An 18,715-nucleotide genomic window follows, 5' to 3' on the forward strand; every position below is an offset into this window, starting at 1 on the left:
CTTTCGCATACCTTCTGTCCTCCCCAGTATATTTTGTGTCCAAAATAGTAAGAAAAAACCGCTTTGGAGTGCACTTGCACCATAGTAAACACAATATGAACCATAGAGGACACATCCCAAATTCCTTATTATCAATTTGGCAAAGAATACGATCCTAAAGACGTCATTACTGGATCATTGGCAATAATTCATTTAAAAAATTATGGATATAACAAACAGGTTCTCTGAGAATCCCATCCTGACACCTAAAATGGTGAAACCCAGCACTCCATCCGTAGGGATAGAGTGCTTGCTGAACCCCGGAGTATTCCGGTTTCAGGGTAAGGTGTGGCTTCTCGTGCGTGTGGCAGAGCGACCAGAACAGCAGGAGGGTACCACCACCTTGCCTATTTATAACCAGGCTGGTCAGTTGGAGTTGATGACCTTTAGAAATGACGATCCTAAGTTTGATGATAGTGACAAACGAGTATTTGAGTATGATGGAGCTCATTACCTATCCACCCTTTCACACCTAAGGCTTCTATCGAGTCATGATGGTATTCACTTCTCAGAGGATCCTGAATATGGACCCATTTTCCCGCTAGGTGAGCAGGAAACTTTCGGGATAGAAGATTGCCGGGTGTCGCAGATCGGTGATACCTACTATCTCACATATACCAAAGTATCACCTACAGGAGTTGGGGTGGGCCTTATTACTACCACGGACTGGAAACACTTTGACAGAAAGGGAATGATTTTCCCCGCTCATAATAAGGATTGTGCATTGTTCGAAGAGCGCATCGGGGGCAAATATTTCGCCTTGCACAGGCCAAGTAGCCCTAGTATAGGCGGCAATTACATCTGGATCGCTCAGTCCCCGGATCTCGAGCACTGGGGGCATCATCAGTGCATAGCGACCACTCGGGCGGGATACTGGGACAGTGCCCGGGTAGGAGCTGGCGCAGCACCCATTAAAACAGAAGCTGGCTGGCTGGAAATCTATCACGGAGCTAACGAGAACCATCGCTATTGTCTGGGGGCTCTATTGCTGGATCTCCAGGATCCTGGTCGGGTGTTGGCCAGGAGTGAAGAGCCCATTATGGAGCCGGTGGCCGGGTATGAGCAAACGGGCTTTTTTGGGAACGTGGTATTCACCAATGGCCACCTGGTGGAGGGTGATACGGTGACGATCTACTATGGTGCCAGTGATGAAGTGATTTGTGGCGCACAATTGTCAATTAAAGAAGTATTAAAATCATTGGGAAGGTAGTATGAAAGGGTTATTTAAGATATTAGAAAAGCCGGTACGGGAGTTTGCGTTCTTCAAAGAGCAACCTAAAGCGATGCGGGTATTACTCTCCACCAACATGATCTATGCGTTCGTGTTGCCGGTAATAGAGATTTTTGTGGGTGCTTACATCATGCGCAGTTCGGATGATCCAAAAATTGTAGCCCTCTATCAGCTCACCGTTTACACCGGTATCCCGTTTACCTTTCTGGTGAATGGATATTTGCTCAGATGGTTTCGCATTAGCAACCTCTATAGCTTCGGTATGCTCCTGAGCGGGATATCCATGTTTCTCATGATGGGATTGGAGACCCTATCCTTTACAGGAGTCGGCGCTGCGGGTTTTTTGATGGGTGCTTCTTTTGGGTTTTTCTGGGCCAATAGAGATTACCTGGCTTTGGGAACCACCAAAGATCAAAACAGAAATTACTACTATGGATTGGAGACGTTTTTTTATACGCTCACGGCCATTATAGTCCCGCTGCTGGTGGGTTGGTTTCTGGGAGCCGCCAATCGAAATGGCTGGTTTGGGGGCAGCATGTCTGTCAGCTATCAGATGGTAACCGTCGTGGTGGTCATACTTACCATTCTGGCCAGTGTGGTTGTCCATAGGGATCGGTTTAAGAACCCCGAGCAAAATAGGTTTTTGTATTTCAGGTTTGATAAACTCTGGAATAAGCTCATGGGACTTGCGGGTCTCAAAGGGATGGTGCAGGGATACCTGGTGACCGCACCGGCCATTCTCATCATGAGGCTAGTGGGCGATGAAGGTTCGTTGGGTTTGATTCAGGGAGTGAGCGGGGCCTTCACGGCCATCATGCTCTATCTCATTGGGAGGATGACCAAACCGAAGCACAGGATTGCCATCCTCTCTGCCGGACTGATCATATTTACTTTTGGTACACTGGTGAACGGCTTGATGTTTTCTTCCGTGGGGGTGATGGTTTTTGTGCTTTGCAAAGTGCTTTTTCAGCCCCTGCATGACATTGCTTACTTCCCCATCCAGATGCGAGTGATTGACGTGGTGTCGGCACGTGAAAAACGAAATGAATTCGCTTATATCTTCAACCATGAATTTGGGCTTTACCTCGGACGCTTTTTTGGATTGGGGTTGTTTATTGTCCTGGCCACCTATGTGTCTGAGACCTTTGCGCTGAAGTATTCACTGATCGTGGTGGCACTGCTGCAATTGCTGTCTATCCCGCTGGCCAAACACATCACAAAGCAGGCGGATTTATATGAGCAATCTGAAGTGAAGACCGAAGTACAAGAAGAAATTCCATTGGCAGTAGCGATAAAATAATGAACATGAAGAGTATCAAAATAACCGTATTAGTTCTATTGGTGGCTTTGGGCGGATGCCGTCCGGAGGTGAAAAAAGTGAGCCAGGTGGCTATCAGCAAGGTCAAAGACATGCCGAGCCAGCCAAGGCCTTACAAGCAGTTGAAATGGAGGGAGAAAGCCATCAATTTTGATCAGTACGTATTCGATAGCAACCAGCGTGGGGAGTTCATGCCGCTAATTTGGCTGGACTCCTCTAATCGAAATGTCGATCAAACAACTTTTGGTCTATATACGGTGATTGGCGATGTGCGCCAGGGGTATCAGGCTCACCCGGACTTTCATGAATCACTCACGTCACTGGGTGCACTGATGAGTGCCGGACTTTCTGGTATTGATAAAACCAATCAGAACGGTTTCAATTTTGTGAAAATGTCACAGAATTACTTCAATAGTGATACGGGATGGAATATCATGATGAACAACACCAATCCTGATGTCGCGATGCTCGGTGGTGGGTATGGACGGGACTGGTGGTACGATGTGTATCCCAATGTGCTGTACTATGCCGTGAGTCACCTTTTTCCGGGAGTAGAGGGTGCAGAAGAGATTCAGCGCTCCATCGCTGAGCAGTTCTTTAAAGCAGATTCTGTTCTCAACGGAAACTATGAATATTCTTATTTTGATTATGCAGCCATGCGTGGCGTTAATAACCACATTCCACCCCAGGAGGATGCGGCAGCAGGACATGCCTATGTGTTATTGAGTGCCTATCAACAGTTTGGTGATGAAAAATACCTGGAGGGTGCCAAGTCGGCGATCAGTGCGCTGGCTAATCAAACAGAGAGTCGGTTTTACGAAGTGTTGCTCCCATTTGGAGCCTATGTGGCGGCGCGTCTCAATGCGGAGCATGGTACTGAGTACGATGTGCTGCAGCTCCTCAACTGGTCGTTTGATGGATGCAAAGCGGGGAAAGGACGCACCGGCTGGGGCGTCATTGCTGATCAGTGGGGGCCTTATGACGTTCATGGTTTGCAAGGGAGTATAATTGATGGGGGTGGCTACGCGTTTCTGATGAATACCCACAGCATGGCCTGGCCTTTGGTGCCGATGGTGAGGTATCAACCACAATATGCCAGAACTATCGGCAAATGGATGCTCAATGCTTCCAATTCAGCCAGGCTTTTTTACCCATACGAGATTGATGACAAACACCAGTGGTTGCCAAAAAAGAAAGGGCTGACCAAGAACGTTATTGCCTATGAGGGATTGAGAAAGGTGGATGCTTATGGCAAAGAAGAGCTGGCAGGAGTAGAACCGGTGGCTTTGGGAGATGGCCCAAACTGGGTACCCGGTCAGCCGGAAGAATCGATGTTTAGCCTCTACAGTTCGGCATACGCCGGAATCTACGGTGCCATCATCAACGAGACCAATGTGGATCAGGTGCTTAGATTAAACTGCCTGGCCACTGACTTTTACAGAGCCGATGCTTATCCGACATATCTCTATTATAATCCTTACCAACAAGCTCAGGAGATCAATTTTGAGTGGGATAATGAAGAGCCAGTGGATTTGTACGACGCACTTACACACACCAAAGTAGCAGCGGGTATTTCCGGGTACGGCAAGTTTACCATAGCCCCAGATGAGTCAGCGCTCATAGTGGTACTCCCACAGGGTGCAGAAGTGACAGAACAGGATGGAATTTATAGGTGCAACGGAAAAATAGTGGCCTATCAGTGATTTTGATAAAACCGATTAATTGAAGATGATGAAGCTATACAAACAACTCTTTTTGATGTGCCTGACCTTCGGGGTACTTCAGGTATCTGCCCAACAGCGGATATCCGGAAAGGTGACCGATGAGCAGGGACTTGGGGTGATTGGCGCCAGCGTTTTTGTGGAGAACACTACATACGGCACCATCACGGATATCGAAGGGAACTTTGCGTTCAGTGTACCTGATTCCTTGTCGGAATCAAACCTGATGTTCTCTTTTATCGGATACCATACCGAGAAGCGCCCCATCAGTGGCCGGTCGCAGATCAATGTGCAGCTATCACTGGACAATAAGCAACTGGAAGAGGTAATCGTAGTGGGTTACAGTACCCAGACCAAAGGTGATGTGACCGGGGCATTGAATACGGTAAAAGGGAAGGACCTCAATAGTCTACCGGTAGCCGGTATAGATCAGGCCTTGCAGGGGCGTGCTCCGGGTGTGAACATCTCACAGGTCACTGGAGCCCCTGGCGAAGGGGTATCCGTAAGGATCCGGGGAATTGGCTCACTCAATAGCAGCAATGATCCACTCTATGTGGTGGATGGAGTGCCTACACGTGAGGTGTTGAGTATCCTTTCACCCCAGGATATTGAAGAAATCACCATTCTCAAAGATGCTTCTGCTGCGGCATTGTATGGCTCCAGGGCCAACAATGGGGTCGTTTTGATTACCACAAAAAAGGGAAGCAAGGACAGATCCTCCATTACCATCAACTCTCAGGTAGGAGTGCAGATGCATGGGAAGCTTACAGAGATGACCAATCGGGATCAATACGTGGAAATGTACAATGAAGCCGCGACCAACGACAATGCGTTCGTTTCAGATGATCTGTTCAAAAGGGACCTGATCCCACTGGACTATGCCGCTTCACAGCCGGACATAGATCAAATGGAGGCCATTTTCCGGGAGGCCCTGATTCAGAACTATGGAATCACTGCCAGTGGCGGCAACGAGAAAAGTCAGTATATGCTGTCTGTCACCTACTTTGACCAGGAAGGTATCATTATAGGAAGTGACTATGATAGACTGACGGGTCGCATCAACCTGAACACAGAGGTGAAACCATGGTTTACGACCGGAGTTAACCTGAACATCGCACGCTCACACACGAGCAGCATTGGTAGTTCGGGAGATGGTGCGGGCGGCAACGGTGGCAGTATCGTACGGTATGCTTATTTCAGGACCCCGGCCATTCCCATATATGATGAAGAGGGCAACTACACAGATTTGCCGGAATATCCCAGCTTCTTCGGTGATGGTTACAACCCCGTAGGACTGGCCAACTATGCAGATAACAAGATGACCACCGATCGGTATTTCGGTAAAGTATTCGGCGTGTTGGATCTTGGAGATCACCTGACATTGACCACCAATTTTGGATTTGATTCCGAAAGTGGGCTCCGTAGGAGGTTTGATAGAAACTGGGGATCTAATGACCGGATTAACAATCCAAACAGGCTTTTGGTCGCGAATACCAGTGCGGTTACCTGGACCAACAATAACGTGCTGCAGTTTAAGAAATCTTTCGGACTGCATGACTTCAATGCACTACTGGGTACTGAAGCCATTAAATCCCAGGGCTATTTCTCCAATCAGACTGGCAGGGATTTCCCGGATCAGGATCCAAACCTTACTTACCTGGGTAACGGCCAGGGGACAGCAGCTGTCAGCGAGGGCCGATATGCTTATACGCTCCTTTCTTTCTTTGGCAAGGTGGACTATGATTTTGACAGCCGCTATCAGTTGAGCGGTTCCTTTCGCAGGGATGGTTCGTCACGGTTTGCCTCAGAAAACAAATGGGGAACGTTCTACGCCGTATCCGGTGGGTGGAATTTACACAACGAAGCATTTTTAAGTGATGTTGACTTCTTCAGCCAGCTCAAGCTGCGGGTGGGATATGGAGAAATTGGAAATCAGGAGATCGGCAATTACGCCTATTCAGATCAGATTCAGCCAAACTACAATTATCCTTATACATCAGCACCATCTGATGGGTACTCGGTCACCCAGCTGGGCAACACTGAGGTGAAGTGGGAGTCTAGCCGTCAGTACAACGCCGGGGTTGATTTTGAGATCAATCAGGGTGTGCTCTACGGCTCTCTGGACTACTTCCATAAGCTCACCACCGATATGCTGGTGAAAGAGCCCAATCCTCCTAGTGCCGGGTATTCAGACCCAGCCTGGGTGAATAATGGAGAAATCCTCAACCAGGGACTGGAACTGCTGGTGGGCGTCAGGAAAACGATGGCAGATTTTGGTTACAACTTTTCAGGTAATGTGGCCCTGCTGCACAATGAAGTAAAAAGCCTCGATGGATTTATCTCCGGAGGCGCCATCGGGTCGGGTAATTACACCACCCGGACCGAAGTAGGCCAGTCCATCGGATCGTTCTATATGCTGGAGATGGAAGGGATCTTCCAAAATGAGCTGGACATTGCCACCAGTGCCTTTCAGGGGAACAACATTCATCCCGGAGATGTCAAATACAAGGATCAGGATGGCAATAACTTTATAGATGAAAATGATCGGGTGCATGCTGGTAGCCCTATTCCAAAGGTGACGGCTGGGTTAAACCTGTCTGTGAGCTACAAAAACCTTGATCTGATAGCCTTCTTTCAGGGCGCCTATGGTTTTGATATCTACAATGTGGCCTTTCACGACATTGAAGGGTTCTACCGACCCTTTAACCTCACCAAGGACTATTATGACAACCGCTGGACAGGAGAGGGCACGACCAATGAGTACCCAAGGGCGTCATGGAGCGGGTCAAACAACAACGTACGGATTTCCACACGCTTTTTGCGTGATGGGTCTTACACCCGTCTGAAAAACCTACAGCTGGGCTACAATTTCCCTCAGCCTATCACCGAAAAGCTCAAGCTCAATCGCCTGAGGGTATATGTGTCTGCACAAAACCTACTGACCATCACAGGTTACTCTGGACTAGACCCTGAGATGACCACCAGTGACAATGCCACTGGTGAGGGCGATTTGGCCAGAGGGATTGACTGGGGCACATATCCTACGGCACGCTCATTCAATTTTGGAGTCAATCTATCTTTCTAAAAAGACAGCAACTATGAGAGCATTCACAAGAATATTTCAAATAATTATCCTCACAGCAGCCGTTTCTGGATGCGCTGATTTTCTGGAAGAGGACATGCAGGGCACCTATTCCAATAGTACCTTTTACAAGACTGGCGATCATGCGGAGTTGGCCCTTACGGGTGTTTACAACATCACTTCCTTTTCAAATACCAACAACAACTTATGGGTGTTTGGAGATGTGGCATCTGACGATGCAGTGAAAGGGGGATTAGCGGGTGACCAAAATGACATTCAGTTTATTGAAGAGTTCACTTATCAGCCGAGCAATTCCTATTTGGAAAACCTATGGCGACATTACTATGAGGGCATTACCCGGGCCAATTACTTACTGGGAAGTTTGCCCGGCATAGAGATGGATGCGGACCGCAAGGAGGTCATTAAAGGTGAAGCACTATTTCTAAGGTCTTATTTTTATTTCCACCTGGTGAATATTTACGGTGACATTCCCTTGAAGCTAAAACCGCCGGTCACCAAGGATCAGGTACACGTACCACTTAGTACGGTTTCTGCGATTTACGCACAACTTGATAGTGACCTGGAGGTGGCCGCCACATTGCTCCCGGTGAAAAATGATGTGGGACGAGTATCCAAAGGAGGCGCCTTGGGCTTGCTGGCCAAGATAAGACTGTTTCAGGAAGATTATGAAGGTGCTTTAGAGGCTATCGCCGATATTGAAGATCTGGGAATCTATGAGTTGCAAGCCGTTTATAGAGACAATTTCACTTTAGGAAATCAGGACAACAAAGAATCACTTTTCGAGGTACAGCACCTCTCAGGTGCCTCCCCAAAATTAGGTTCGGTTTTGAACCAATATTTTGCCCCACAGGCTGAAGGCGGATACTATTTCAATTCACCTACCCAGGATTTTGTAGATGATTTTGAAAAGACCACCGCCGAAGTGGTAGACCCACGATTGGATTATTCTGTCGGCCGTGCCGGACAGACCTGGCTCAACGGTGAGCCATTTGACCCTACCTGGTCTTCCACCGGATATATCGTCAAAAAACATCTGCAGCCACTCTCCGAGGTGCCCAAAGGCACCAAAGGCGATGGCGGCCTCAACTATGTATTTATGCGCTATGCGGAGGTGTTGCTCATGAAAGCCGAGGCTTTGAATGAATCTGCATCTCCGGCACAAGCCCTTGTACCACTCAATGCAGTCCGCAAGCGGGCCCGGGAGAGCTATCTGTACGACGAAACATTAGCCGGGTTTGGGAGTGTGCCTGCGGGACTTTTACCAGATGTGGTTACTACAGATCGTTCTCAGGTAAGGGAGGCTATTCGACACGAGCGCAGGGTAGAACTGGGCCTGGAGTTTCACCGGTACTACGACCTGATGCGCTATGGCAAGAGTGTGGCCGAAGCGGCACTTTCAGATACAGATTTCAACTATGAAAGCAATCGATATTTCACCATACCGCTTTCAGAAACAGACATTAATCAATCAATTAATTAAAACAATTCTAAACACAATAATCTAAATGAAGATGAATATGAAAACGAACATTAAACATGCGATGTGGCTGCTTACATTGGCCGCAACATCTATTTTCGTAGCTTGCTCTGATGGAGATGATCCGGAGGTAGTGGTGGATAAGACAGAACTCAATGCTACCATACAGGAGGCGACTGATTTGCTGGCGAACTCTCAGGAGGGTACAGCAGAGGGGCAGTTTCAGCTTGGCGCCAAAGCCGAGTTGCAAACGGCTGTAGATTTGGCTCAGCAGGTTTCGGATAGTGAGACTGTTACCCAGGTGCAGGTAGACAATGCCAACACCGCTTTGGAGCAGGCCATTGTTACCTTTGAAGGCAAAGAAGTGGTGGCCATTGAGCCTGATGCACTGGTAGGACACTGGACATTCGACGAGGGCACTGGCTCTTCCACTACAGACTATTCAGGAAATGAGCGGGATGGAACACTATCTGCAGGTCATGCCAACTGGGGAGCAGGTACGCCTGAATGGGTGACTGACCGATACGGCAATGCGGCCAAGGCACTACACTTTGATAAAGGTGCGAACGTAGAGATTCCTTACGCCACAGCGCTCAATCCTCAGCAAATGAGTATCACTTTGTGGGTAAAAGGTGATGTAGTAGATCCTATATGGGCCAATAACTACATGATCTCAATGAACAGATGGAATGGTTACAAATTCCAGTTGCAGGAAGCCAATAAGGCATTCATGACTGTGAAAGCCAATGTTGACGGCAACCCGGTTTACTACGACAGAGACAATGAGTCTCCAACCCTTGATCAGGATGTTTGGTATCATTTGGCTGTAACTTTTGGTGGTGGCGAGATGACCTTCTACATCAATGGTACGGAAGTGAAGAAGTGGGATAATACGCCTGGCACGGCCATTTCCATTGCTGATGCACCGGTTAATCTGACCATCGGACAGGATTTGCCTACTGGCACTTATTCTTCAGATGACACCAGTCCATATTACGTAGATTGGGGTGGATACTTTAAAGGTACGCTGGATGAAATCCGTATTTACAATAAAGTACTTTCTGCCACTCAGGTGGGTTCTATTTATGACCTGGAAAAACCATTAGACTAAATAGTAAAAGCTCAGGTGTTGTAATAAATAAGTAATCATAAAAGGGCAGTTAATCTGCCCTTTTATGTATTCAAAATGATTGATTTTATGAAATACGGCATGTTCCTCATAAGCTGTTTGGTGTCACTGACCGTGAGTCAGGCGCAGCAGCAAATCAGTATACCACGCATCGATCAGATGCCCGATTGGCCGCAGCCTTATCAGATGCGGGACTGGAAGCAGGTGGCGGTCAAATACGACAGCCTGGTGTTTGCCCGGACTTCCGGGGAGCATATGCCTTTCCTCTCAGTGGGGAGTGCTGGGGTCAATTACCCCGAATTGCAGCCCATTTTCATGGATAGTTATGTAGGCTCATCCAGCCATGGAACACAGCGAGAGGCCATCAATATTATTCCTGCTGTAATAGGAGCTACTCTGGTAGGCGCAGATAAGACCACTCAGTTTGGAACGGATTGGGTCACCAAGGTGCGGGATTTTTATAACCTCAAAAACGAGGAATTGGTATACCTCAATGGCCCATCAGACCGCTCAGGCCATGACTGGTGGTATGAAACGATGCCCAATGTGTTTTTCTACCAGTTGTACGATCTGTACCCGGATACACCCGGTTTTGCTGAGCACTTTCTGTCTGTCGCCAATCGATGGGCAGACGCAGTGGAGGCCATGGGTGCGGACATTGCGCCCTGGAAAGTGCCCTATATGAACTACAGGGCCTGGAACCTAAAAGAAATGAAACCTCTCAATGAAGGGGTAAAAGAACCGGAAGCCGCCGGAGCCATTGCGTGGCTACTCTATCAGGCCTATCATCAGACCGGAGACCAGCGTTATCGACACGGAGCGGAAGCTGCCCTTGATTTTCTGAATGAACTCACGAACAACCCTTCGTATGAATTGCAGTTGCCATATGGCGTGCTCACTGCCGCCAGGATGAATGCAGAACTAGGAGCTGAATATGACCTGGAGAAGATGATCGGGTGGTGTTTTGATCGGGGCGACCTGCGTGGATGGGGTAGTATAGTGGGTTCCTGGGGTGGCATGGACGTTTCGGGACTAATCGGTGAGGCCAATGATCAGGGAAATGATTATGCCTTTATCATGAATGGATTTCAACAAGCGGCAGCCTTGGCCCCGCTGGTCAAATACGACAAGCGCTATGCCAAAGCCATGGCCAAATGGATTCTTAACGTCGCAAATGCCAGCCGACTCTTCTATTCCACTTATTTGCCTGAAAATCAGCAGTCTGATTATGACTGGTGCACCACCAACGATCCTGATGCGGTCGTTGCCTATGAGGCAATCAAAGAGCTGTGGCAGGGTACTGCACTCTATGCGCGTGGTGACTCTAAAGATGCCGGGTGGGCGTCTACCAATCTGGGCCTTTACGGATCTTCACACGTGGGCTACCTGGGTGCATTGCTGGCGCCAACCAATGTGGAGGGCATCCTGACCATTGATGCCAATATCACGGATTTCTTCGTCGACGCTCCATTTCCCACCTATTTGGTCTATAACCCTCATGGAGAAAGCAAACAGGTGCAAATACAGGTAGGGGATCAGGCAAAGGATGTCTATGATGCCATCAGTGAGACTTTTATTCTGAATGAAGTGACCGGGACCAGCGAAGTGACCATCGGGCCGGGTGAAGTGCTGCTCATCTCTTATGTACCCTCAGGCGGCACGGTGGAAGAAAAACAAGGTCAGCTAACGGCAAATGACCAGGTTTTGGATTTTCACTATGGCTATGATTTTTCGGGAAAACTTCGGATCAAAGCACTTGCAGCCACGAGCGATCCGGCAGAATCAGGGGTTGCGGATACGATCTATTGCACGGTCCAGGGCGAATCAGTGCAGTATGAGTGGTATGTGGATGATCAGCTGCAAACAAGCGATTCTGCAGCCTTTATTTGGACTCCCGGAGCGACTGGCGCGGCCAGTATTCGGGCAGTTGTAAGTGCAAATGGGAGGATGGCACAGGACAGCCTATTGCTGGACGTGGTAGCACTGATCCCGGCTTACCCAGTGATTGATACACTGTTTGCAGATCAGAAATGGTACAAACCTGGAGATGTTTTCTGGGTTGATGCTGAAGTACGCGACCCAAAAGGGCTCGATCTAACCCTGGATTGGACAGTGGACCATGCGACTATTCTGGAGCAAAATGAAAGTCAGATCAAAGTTCAGGCTCCGTCTGAGGGTGGGGTCATTTCTATCACACTCTCCGCCAGCAATTATGACAAGCAAACCCAACAGACCTTACAGGTTTTGATCACGAAGGATGCTATCCTTACTGCACCTTTGGTACACCTGCCACTCAATGGAAACCCTCAGGACGTGAGTATCAATCAATTCTCCACAAGTCTTCAAGGAGGTTCTTATGTGGCTGCACCAACAGCGCAGGCAGGAGAGGTGTTGGTACTTGCCGGCCAATCGGATGAGTTGGTTATCGCTAATCAACCAGCGTTGAATTTTGGAGATGCGGTCACCATCTCTTTTTGGGCATATTTCACTGATTTTGCACAAGAGCGATTTGTGATTTCACATGGAGGTTGGGAACAGCGGTGGAAGGTATCCACCACGACAGATCAGCGCCTGAGATGGACGATAAATACCACGGCTGGCATCAAAGATTTGGATGCCTCTGTGATCCTGGAGAAATCCAAATGGTACCATTTCACGGTGGTTTACGGGGATGGAGCCATGCAAATATTCTCCAATGGTGAGCTGGACACTTTCGTGGGCCACACCGGGCAGATCAATGCTGCTGAAGTAGGGGTTTCAATTGGTAAGCGCCTGCCAGGAGATGCACAGTATTACCTGAAAGGTCGGGTGGACGAAATAAGAATTTATAGTGAACCTGTAGGGCCAACGCAGGCAGCCTTGCTTCCAGAGGAGTGGTATGAACAACCGCCGCTCAGCATCCGACAAGAACGATTTCATTTGTATCCGAATCCTGTCAGGGAGGGTGGTTTTGTGAATGTCCAGTTAGGCTCCATGCAGCACGTGATTTTGACAGATATGACTGGAAAAAGAGTGGCTGAATTAAAGGCAACAAGTACGTCAGATGGTACCTTTCGCATCGATTTATCAATGATCAAAAGAGGTGTTTATTTATTGTATCCCGTCCAAGCCACAGGGGATTGTTACAAGCTCATCATCCAATGATGTTTGCAAGGATATATTGCAAGTCTAGTGTCAACACCTTTTAGTTGACTGATTGGTATTGAAGCTTCTGAAACTCTGAAACAGCTTTATTGAGATTAATTTGCGAGTAGTCTGTCGAGTGTGTGTCTTCCTTTTTCATTGATCTAAGCAGCTCAGTTGTGATACTATTTTTCCATTGAAGATTATCATAATACGGCATGCCCGGTATATCAAACGAATCAAACGTAAAAAAATACAGAAGAAGCAACTCGTGCCTATCGAGCTGGCAAAGGAAAAGGGCTTTGTAGTTCGAGCTTACAAGGTATTTATTTTCATCAATAACTGACAATACGTTAAAAGCATACTGAACATAAGATTCAAGTATGACATATTCGGGTCTGTTTGGTAGGACCTTACCAATTAATTGGCAAACCCTTTTTGGGAAAATTTCGCTTCTTTCATCAACACTAGATTTTGATAGGTTTTTCCAAGAGTACACAAATAGTCCACTTAAATATTGAACCTCTTCTTTGATTAATTTGAGATTATCTTGTCGCGAGTTGAAATTATGAAAATCAGTTATTATCGAGGTTATTAAGCTTAAAGAGCGTTGTTCCAGCAAGATTTTTCTTTGATTTTCTAGTTCTGTCGCGGATATTACTTGCGCTTCAACTGACTTCTTGAGTTCTTCTAATTGAAGTCGATATTCCTTAATTTGATATATAAGAGCCGCAAATAAGACCATTGTACCTGCTAATGAGATCATTTCACCCGATACACTGATTTTTACAGAATCAATTGGTAGGTCGTTAATATTAAGAAAGGGTACAATGATACTTCCAATTAGAAAGCAAAGAGCAAGGGCAAGAAAGAGTTTATGATAATATTTCACGAAGCAAATCTAAGCTGTGTGTATTTATTTACAAATACCCCACTCGTTGGTGTTTGTTGGATAAACTCATTAAAAGAACTCAGACTTGTTTTTGATTGAGGTGATTGCAACCGTCAGCTAGATTTCCTCAATCCGCACTTCAAAGGTGAGGTTGGCTTTGCTGTCACCCCTGTAGGAGCCCTGTACAGGAAGGGTGTTTTCCGGCTTATAGCTGGAGCAGGCAGGAATGTAGTTTTCCATAGCCAGAAGACCAGCACTCGGATCCAGACCAATCCACCCGCCACCGGGTACCCAGGCTTCCACCCAGGCATGCAATTCGTGACCTTCCTTAAGTCCTGGGTTGAAGGCATAGCCACTTACAAAGCGCGCAGGAATGTTCAATTGGCGAAGCATTTGTATCATCATCCAGCTCAAGTCCCTGCAAGACCCACTGCGCTGCTCAAAACACACATTTGGTGGGAGTACATTTTCCGCATAGCGCTCATTGTGCTCCCAATCCGCATTGATTTCCTTTACCAGGTAGGAGAGGAAGGTGACCATGTTGCCGCCAGATAGTTCACGAATCTCCGTAATCCAGGCCACCAGCTCCGGGTTCAGATCTACTTTCCCTAAATAGAGCTGCAAAGCGGTCTGATGGTCTTTATGTGGGTCTTCTTCCACGAGAAAATCAAATGGATTGAGTGCGGAGGTTTCCACCTCCATTTCGATGCTGATCTCCAGTTTTTCGATCTGAAAGTTGAACCAGCATTGATGAAAAGGGTTATTTTCAGCATCCAGCCTAAAAGCCAACCCTGAAGGAGCTGGGTCTACATGGATGCGGAAATCCCTCAGCTTAAAATAGTTTCTCTGAGAGGGGTAAAAGTACAAGTGATGAGGCTCAGCGAAAACCAAATTTGAGTATTCATATAACGTGCGATGACTTATTTTGAGCTTCATGTTAATGTCTTTACCAGACAGTTTACTGAGATTGAGATTGATCCATCAGGTTAGGCCTGATTTTGAAATACTGTTCGTAGACCGCAGTGGAAATGTCGTTGATCCGTCCCTGCAGCTTGTCCAGGTATTCGTGCAGTCCAAACTCGAAGACATCATTGATATCTGCAAACTCCAAATCGGCACGAAGGTTTCCGATTTCCTTCTCAGCTAAATTTGTGTATCCTCTTTTGGCATCCGAGATCTCGTGCAGACAGTTCTCTGCATTGACGAGGCAAAAGAGAATCGATCGCGGAAAGTAGGAGTTGAGCACCAGATAATTCACGATATTTCCAGGTTCTATTTTGCCATACATCTGCTTGTAAGCATTCAGAGCACTTACCGATTTCAATAGCGCGTTCCAATGCAGAAAATCCAGCGGTGATCCGATCTCTTCCACCGAAGGGAGCAGGACATGGTATTTTACGTCGAGTATTCTGGAGGTCTTATCCGCTCTCTCTAAAAACTGCCCCAACTTGGTGAAGTACCAGCCTTGATTTCGGGGAGAGGTGTCATATCCTATTCCCTGGATGAGCTGAAGTTTGTATTTGATCTGCTTGAAGATGTCGGCATCCTCGCTCTTCCACATTTTTCTTTTGGCCGCCTTTTCCACAAAGTGATAGAGGTCATTGAGCACCTCCCAGGTTTCCTTGGAGATATTTTCTCTCACCTGACGGGCATTTTCACGGGCATTGACCACCGAGGCAATAATGGAATTATGATTTCTCTTATCAAAGGCCAAAAATCGAATGGCATTTTCCCTCGAGTAATCACTATAAAGCTTTTTGTACAGTACCTCGTCGCCGGTAGCAGTGATCAGCGGACGCCATTGCTCCTTCATGCCGGGAGGCAGGTCTATCGATAGGTTAAAATTGACATCTATGAAACGCGAATAATTTTCGGCTCGCTCAGCATACCTTCCCAGCCAAAACAAAGAATCTGCAACTCTACTTAACATTTGAAATTTCCAATTTTAGTCAAACAACACCCATGTATCCTTGCTTCCGCCGCCTTGAGAGGAATTCACCACGAGCGATCCTTCTACCAATGCCACCCTCGTGAGTGCTCCCGGCAGCACCTTGATGCTATCCCCATAGAGGACATACGGCCTCAGGTCCACGTGCCTCGGCGCTATGCCCTTGGGAGTGATTGTAGGCACTGTAGAGAGTGAAAGTGTAGGCTGCGCAATGTAATTGCGTGGATTTTCTTTCACGAGTTTCCTGAATTTTGTGTGCTCCGATGAATCAGCTTTGGGGCCAATGAGCATCCCATATCCACCAGCTGCATTGGTTTCTTTCACCACAAGGTCCTCAATATTTTCCAATACGTAGTTCAGGTCATCCTTTTCTGAACACAGGTAAGTGGGCACATTTTCTATAATGGGGTCCTGATCGAGGTAGTATTTAATGATCCGTGGTACATAAGCGTAAACTGCTTTGTCGTCTGCCACACCAGTCCCAGGAGCATTGGCCAGTGCCACATTGCCCGCCAGGTAGGCCTCAAATATGCCCGGCACTCCCAGCATGGAGTCGGGGTTGAAAGTCAGCGGATCCAGAAAGGTATCGTCTATCCTTCGGTAGATCACATCTACTTGTTGCAGACCTTTAGTCGTCTGCATGTAGACATTCTTGTTTTTCACAATCAGGTCCTGGCCTGTAACCAGTTGAACACCCATTTGCTGAGCCAGATAGGAGTGCTCGAAATATGCAGAGTTGTAAATACCGGGTGTCAACACGGCCACAGTAGGATTGGGCTTGTCCGACAGGTGCTGAAGCATATTCAGCAGCATGTTAGAATAGTCAGACACTGGTCTGACACCCAGGCCGGCAAACAATCCTGGAAATGCCTGCTTGATGATTTCACGATTTTCCAGGAGATAGGAGACCCCGGACGGGCACCTCAGATTGTCTTCCAGTACATAGAATTTGCCACTCTTGTCCCTCACGATATCACTCCCCGTGATATGACACCAGATGCCCTTGGGAGGATTCAGGCCGATACATGGCTTCAGGTAATCCCTGCTCGAAAGCACCAGTTCTTTAGGTACAATACCATCTTTCAGTATTTTCTGTTCATGGTAGATGTCGTTGATAAAGAGGTTGATAGCCGAGATTCTTTGCTTTAAGCCCTCTTCTATGATGGACCACTCTTCTGCTGAAATGATCCTTGGGATCAAATCCAGATGTAGTATTTTCTCTACACCCTGATTATCATGGTAGACATTGAAAGTCATGCCCATGGACATCTGAGCTTTATCTGAGGAGTCCTGAAGTTGTAAAAGCTTCTTACCTGAATATTGTTCTAAAGCTTGCTTGAACTGCTGATAAGGGGGCCGACAACTCTCATCATCAAACATCTCATCAAAGTGCTCAGAGGGGTTGTATTTATCAAAAATCAAATTGATATATTTTAAAGTAAATGATTATGAATATACGAATATTTAAATGAAAATAAAAGACTATTGTTAAATATTTATATAATTCATCAATATTTTGAATTTTTCGTAAACAATAGAGCTTCTTCAATTACAGTTTTCCATAAATGAAAACCCGTTTTTCGCTCGATCAAGCAACTCTGAAATGAAACTTACTTTTTATTCCAGATATCCAAAGGCCTAAATGTTCAGTCATATTAACTTTACCGCTATGGCCGAATACGTCGAGATAATCAAAGACTTACAAAAGGGTAAATATTCACCATTGTATTTTCTGCAGGGTGAGGAGCCTTTCTTTATCGACAACATCATAGAGCACATAGAGCTCAATGCGCTGGATGATACTCAGAAGAGTTTTAATCAGTATGTGCTTTACGGAAAAGAAATTTCTTTTACGGACATTCTGAATGTGGCCAGGAAATACCCTATGATGGGCGAACGTCAGGTGGTGATCATAAAGGAAGCGCAGGAAATCAGAGACTGGAAGAAAGAAGAGGCGCAGAAGTTTTTGACGGCATACCTTGAGAATCCACTGGCAACTACCATTCTTGTTTTTGGTCATAAATACAAGACGTTGGATCGCCGTACTAAAATCGCCAAGACGCTGGAGAAGCATTGTGTTTTTCTTAACTCCAAGAAAATCTATGATGATAAGGTGCCTGGGTGGGTGAGGTCATATGCCCAGGCATCCGGAGCCAATATTTCGGAGAAGGCAATTATGATCCTAACAGAGAATATTGGCAACAACCTGCAAAGACTGGCCAATGAGCTGGATAAATTGAGGCTGAACATCCCTGCGGACCAGCAGATAGATGAGGTGGCCGTGCAGAAGTACGTGGGGATCAGCAAGGATTACAATACTTTCGAACTGCAAAAAGCACTATCCCTTCGGGATGAAATTAAGGTTTTCAAGATCATCACTTATTTTTCTGCCAACCCTTCCAGTAATCCACTGATACTGGTCATTGCCAACTTATATGCTTATTTCTCCAAGCTGCTTTTGATTCACCATCAAAATGCCTTTGATCAAAATTCAGTAGCAAGGGCTATTGGCGTTAACCCATTCTTTGCCAGTGAATACATTCAGGCAGCTCGAAACTACCCGGCCCATGTGGTCGTCCGGAATATCGAATTGATTCATCAGGCGGACTTACAGTCAAAGGGCATCGGGTCTGCAAGCATGAAAGATGGCGATATTTTGAAAGAACTCATTTTTAAATTGATGCATTGATACACTTAGCGGCAAGTTTACGTTCAAGGCATAAGAATCAGAATA

Annotated in this window: 12 protein-coding genes; 8 read left to right on the forward strand and 4 right to left on the reverse strand. The window is 46.8% G+C overall.

Annotated features, from left to right (window positions below):
• Positions 1–202: 202 nt before the first annotated feature.
• The 7 genes from GV030_RS03050 to GV030_RS03080 all read left to right on the forward strand — a co-directional run bounded on the left by GV030_RS03050 (position 203) and on the right by GV030_RS03080 (position 13,162).
• Entirely contained in the window at positions 203–1,249 is a 1,047-nt protein-coding gene (locus GV030_RS03050) for a glycoside hydrolase family 130 protein (RefSeq protein ID WP_159579681.1), read from the forward strand.
• Position 1,250: 1 nt separating this feature from the next.
• Positions 1,251–2,570 carry an MFS transporter gene (locus GV030_RS03055; RefSeq protein WP_159579683.1) on the forward strand — a complete coding sequence of 440 codons (1,320 nt, stop codon included), beginning with the start codon at positions 1,251–1,253 and terminating at the stop codon, positions 2,568–2,570.
• Positions 2,571–2,575: 5 nt separating this feature from the next.
• On the forward strand, positions 2,576–4,291 hold the full coding sequence (locus GV030_RS03060; protein ID WP_221413276.1) for a hypothetical protein: 1,716 nt from the start codon (positions 2,576–2,578) through the stop codon (positions 4,289–4,291).
• A 25-nt stretch (positions 4,292–4,316) separates the two neighbouring features.
• Entirely contained in the window at positions 4,317–7,394 is a 3,078-nt protein-coding gene (locus tag GV030_RS03065) for a TonB-dependent receptor (RefSeq protein WP_221413277.1), read from the forward strand.
• 13 nt (positions 7,395–7,407) lie between these two features.
• Positions 7,408–8,892, forward strand: coding sequence for a RagB/SusD family nutrient uptake outer membrane protein (locus GV030_RS03070; protein WP_159579687.1), 1,485 nt, complete (start codon positions 7,408–7,410; stop codon positions 8,890–8,892).
• Between the two features lie 37 nt (positions 8,893–8,929).
• Entirely contained in the window at positions 8,930–10,000 is a 1,071-nt protein-coding gene (locus tag GV030_RS03075; protein ID WP_159579689.1) for a LamG-like jellyroll fold domain-containing protein, read from the forward strand.
• An 87-nt stretch (positions 10,001–10,087) separates the two neighbouring features.
• Entirely contained in the window at positions 10,088–13,162 is a 3,075-nt protein-coding gene (locus GV030_RS03080) for a LamG-like jellyroll fold domain-containing protein (RefSeq protein ID WP_159579691.1), read from the forward strand.
• 40 nt (positions 13,163–13,202) lie between these two features.
• On the opposite strand, the gene GV030_RS03085 is transcribed toward GV030_RS03080, so the two are convergent.
• The 4 genes from GV030_RS03085 to GV030_RS03100 form a co-directional block, all read right to left on the reverse strand.
• A complete protein-coding gene (locus tag GV030_RS03085; protein ID WP_159579693.1) occupies positions 13,203–14,033 on the reverse strand; it encodes a putative phage abortive infection protein in 831 nt (276 codons plus the stop codon).
• Positions 14,034–14,150: 117 nt separating this feature from the next.
• The gene (locus GV030_RS03090) at positions 14,151–14,969 is read right to left on the reverse strand and encodes a transglutaminase family protein (RefSeq protein WP_159579695.1); all 819 of its coding nucleotides are present in this window, start codon (positions 14,967–14,969) and stop codon (positions 14,151–14,153) included.
• Positions 14,970–14,991: 22 nt separating this feature from the next.
• On the reverse strand, positions 14,992–15,963 hold the full coding sequence (locus GV030_RS03095) for an alpha-E domain-containing protein (protein WP_159579697.1): 972 nt from the start codon (positions 15,961–15,963) through the stop codon (positions 14,992–14,994).
• A 15-nt stretch (positions 15,964–15,978) separates the two neighbouring features.
• Entirely contained in the window at positions 15,979–17,361 is a 1,383-nt protein-coding gene (locus GV030_RS03100) for a circularly permuted type 2 ATP-grasp protein (protein WP_159583593.1), read from the reverse strand.
• A 289-nt stretch (positions 17,362–17,650) separates the two neighbouring features.
• Between GV030_RS03100 and holA the strand changes: the two genes are divergently transcribed.
• A complete protein-coding gene (gene holA, locus GV030_RS03105) occupies positions 17,651–18,670 on the forward strand; it encodes a DNA polymerase III subunit delta (protein ID WP_159579699.1) in 1,020 nt (339 codons plus the stop codon).
• Positions 18,671–18,715: the final 45 nt, after the last annotated feature.

Source organism: Marinoscillum sp. 108 (assembly GCF_902506655.1).
In the GTDB taxonomy this organism is placed as follows: Bacteria; Bacteroidota; Bacteroidia; order Cytophagales; family Cyclobacteriaceae; genus Marinoscillum; species Marinoscillum luteum.

Excerpts from the sequence above, each read along its gene's own strand:
- GV030_RS03095 (WP_159579697.1), bottom strand. The coding sequence starts at position 15,963 with ATGTTAAGTAGAGTTGCAGATTCTTTGTTTTGGCTGGGAAGGTATGCT.
- GV030_RS03080 (WP_159579691.1), top strand. The coding sequence starts at position 10,088 with ATGAAATACGGCATGTTCCTCATAAGCTGTTTGGTGTCACTGACCGTG.
- GV030_RS03060 (WP_221413276.1), top strand. The coding sequence starts at position 2,576 with ATGAAGAGTATCAAAATAACCGTATTAGTTCTATTGGTGGCTTTGGGC.
- GV030_RS03100 (WP_159583593.1), bottom strand. The coding sequence starts at position 17,361 with ATGTTTGATGATGAGAGTTGTCGGCCCCCTTATCAGCAGTTCAAGCAA.
- GV030_RS03065 (WP_221413277.1), top strand. The coding sequence starts at position 4,317 with ATGATGAAGCTATACAAACAACTCTTTTTGATGTGCCTGACCTTCGGG.
- GV030_RS03090 (WP_159579695.1), bottom strand. The coding sequence starts at position 14,969 with ATGAAGCTCAAAATAAGTCATCGCACGTTATATGAATACTCAAATTTG.
- GV030_RS03075 (WP_159579689.1), top strand. The coding sequence starts at position 8,930 with ATGAAAACGAACATTAAACATGCGATGTGGCTGCTTACATTGGCCGCA.
- holA (WP_159579699.1), top strand. The coding sequence starts at position 17,651 with ATGGCCGAATACGTCGAGATAATCAAAGACTTACAAAAGGGTAAATAT.
- GV030_RS03050 (WP_159579681.1), top strand. The coding sequence starts at position 203 with ATGGATATAACAAACAGGTTCTCTGAGAATCCCATCCTGACACCTAAA.
- GV030_RS03055 (WP_159579683.1), top strand. The coding sequence starts at position 1,251 with ATGAAAGGGTTATTTAAGATATTAGAAAAGCCGGTACGGGAGTTTGCG.
- GV030_RS03070 (WP_159579687.1), top strand. The coding sequence starts at position 7,408 with ATGAGAGCATTCACAAGAATATTTCAAATAATTATCCTCACAGCAGCC.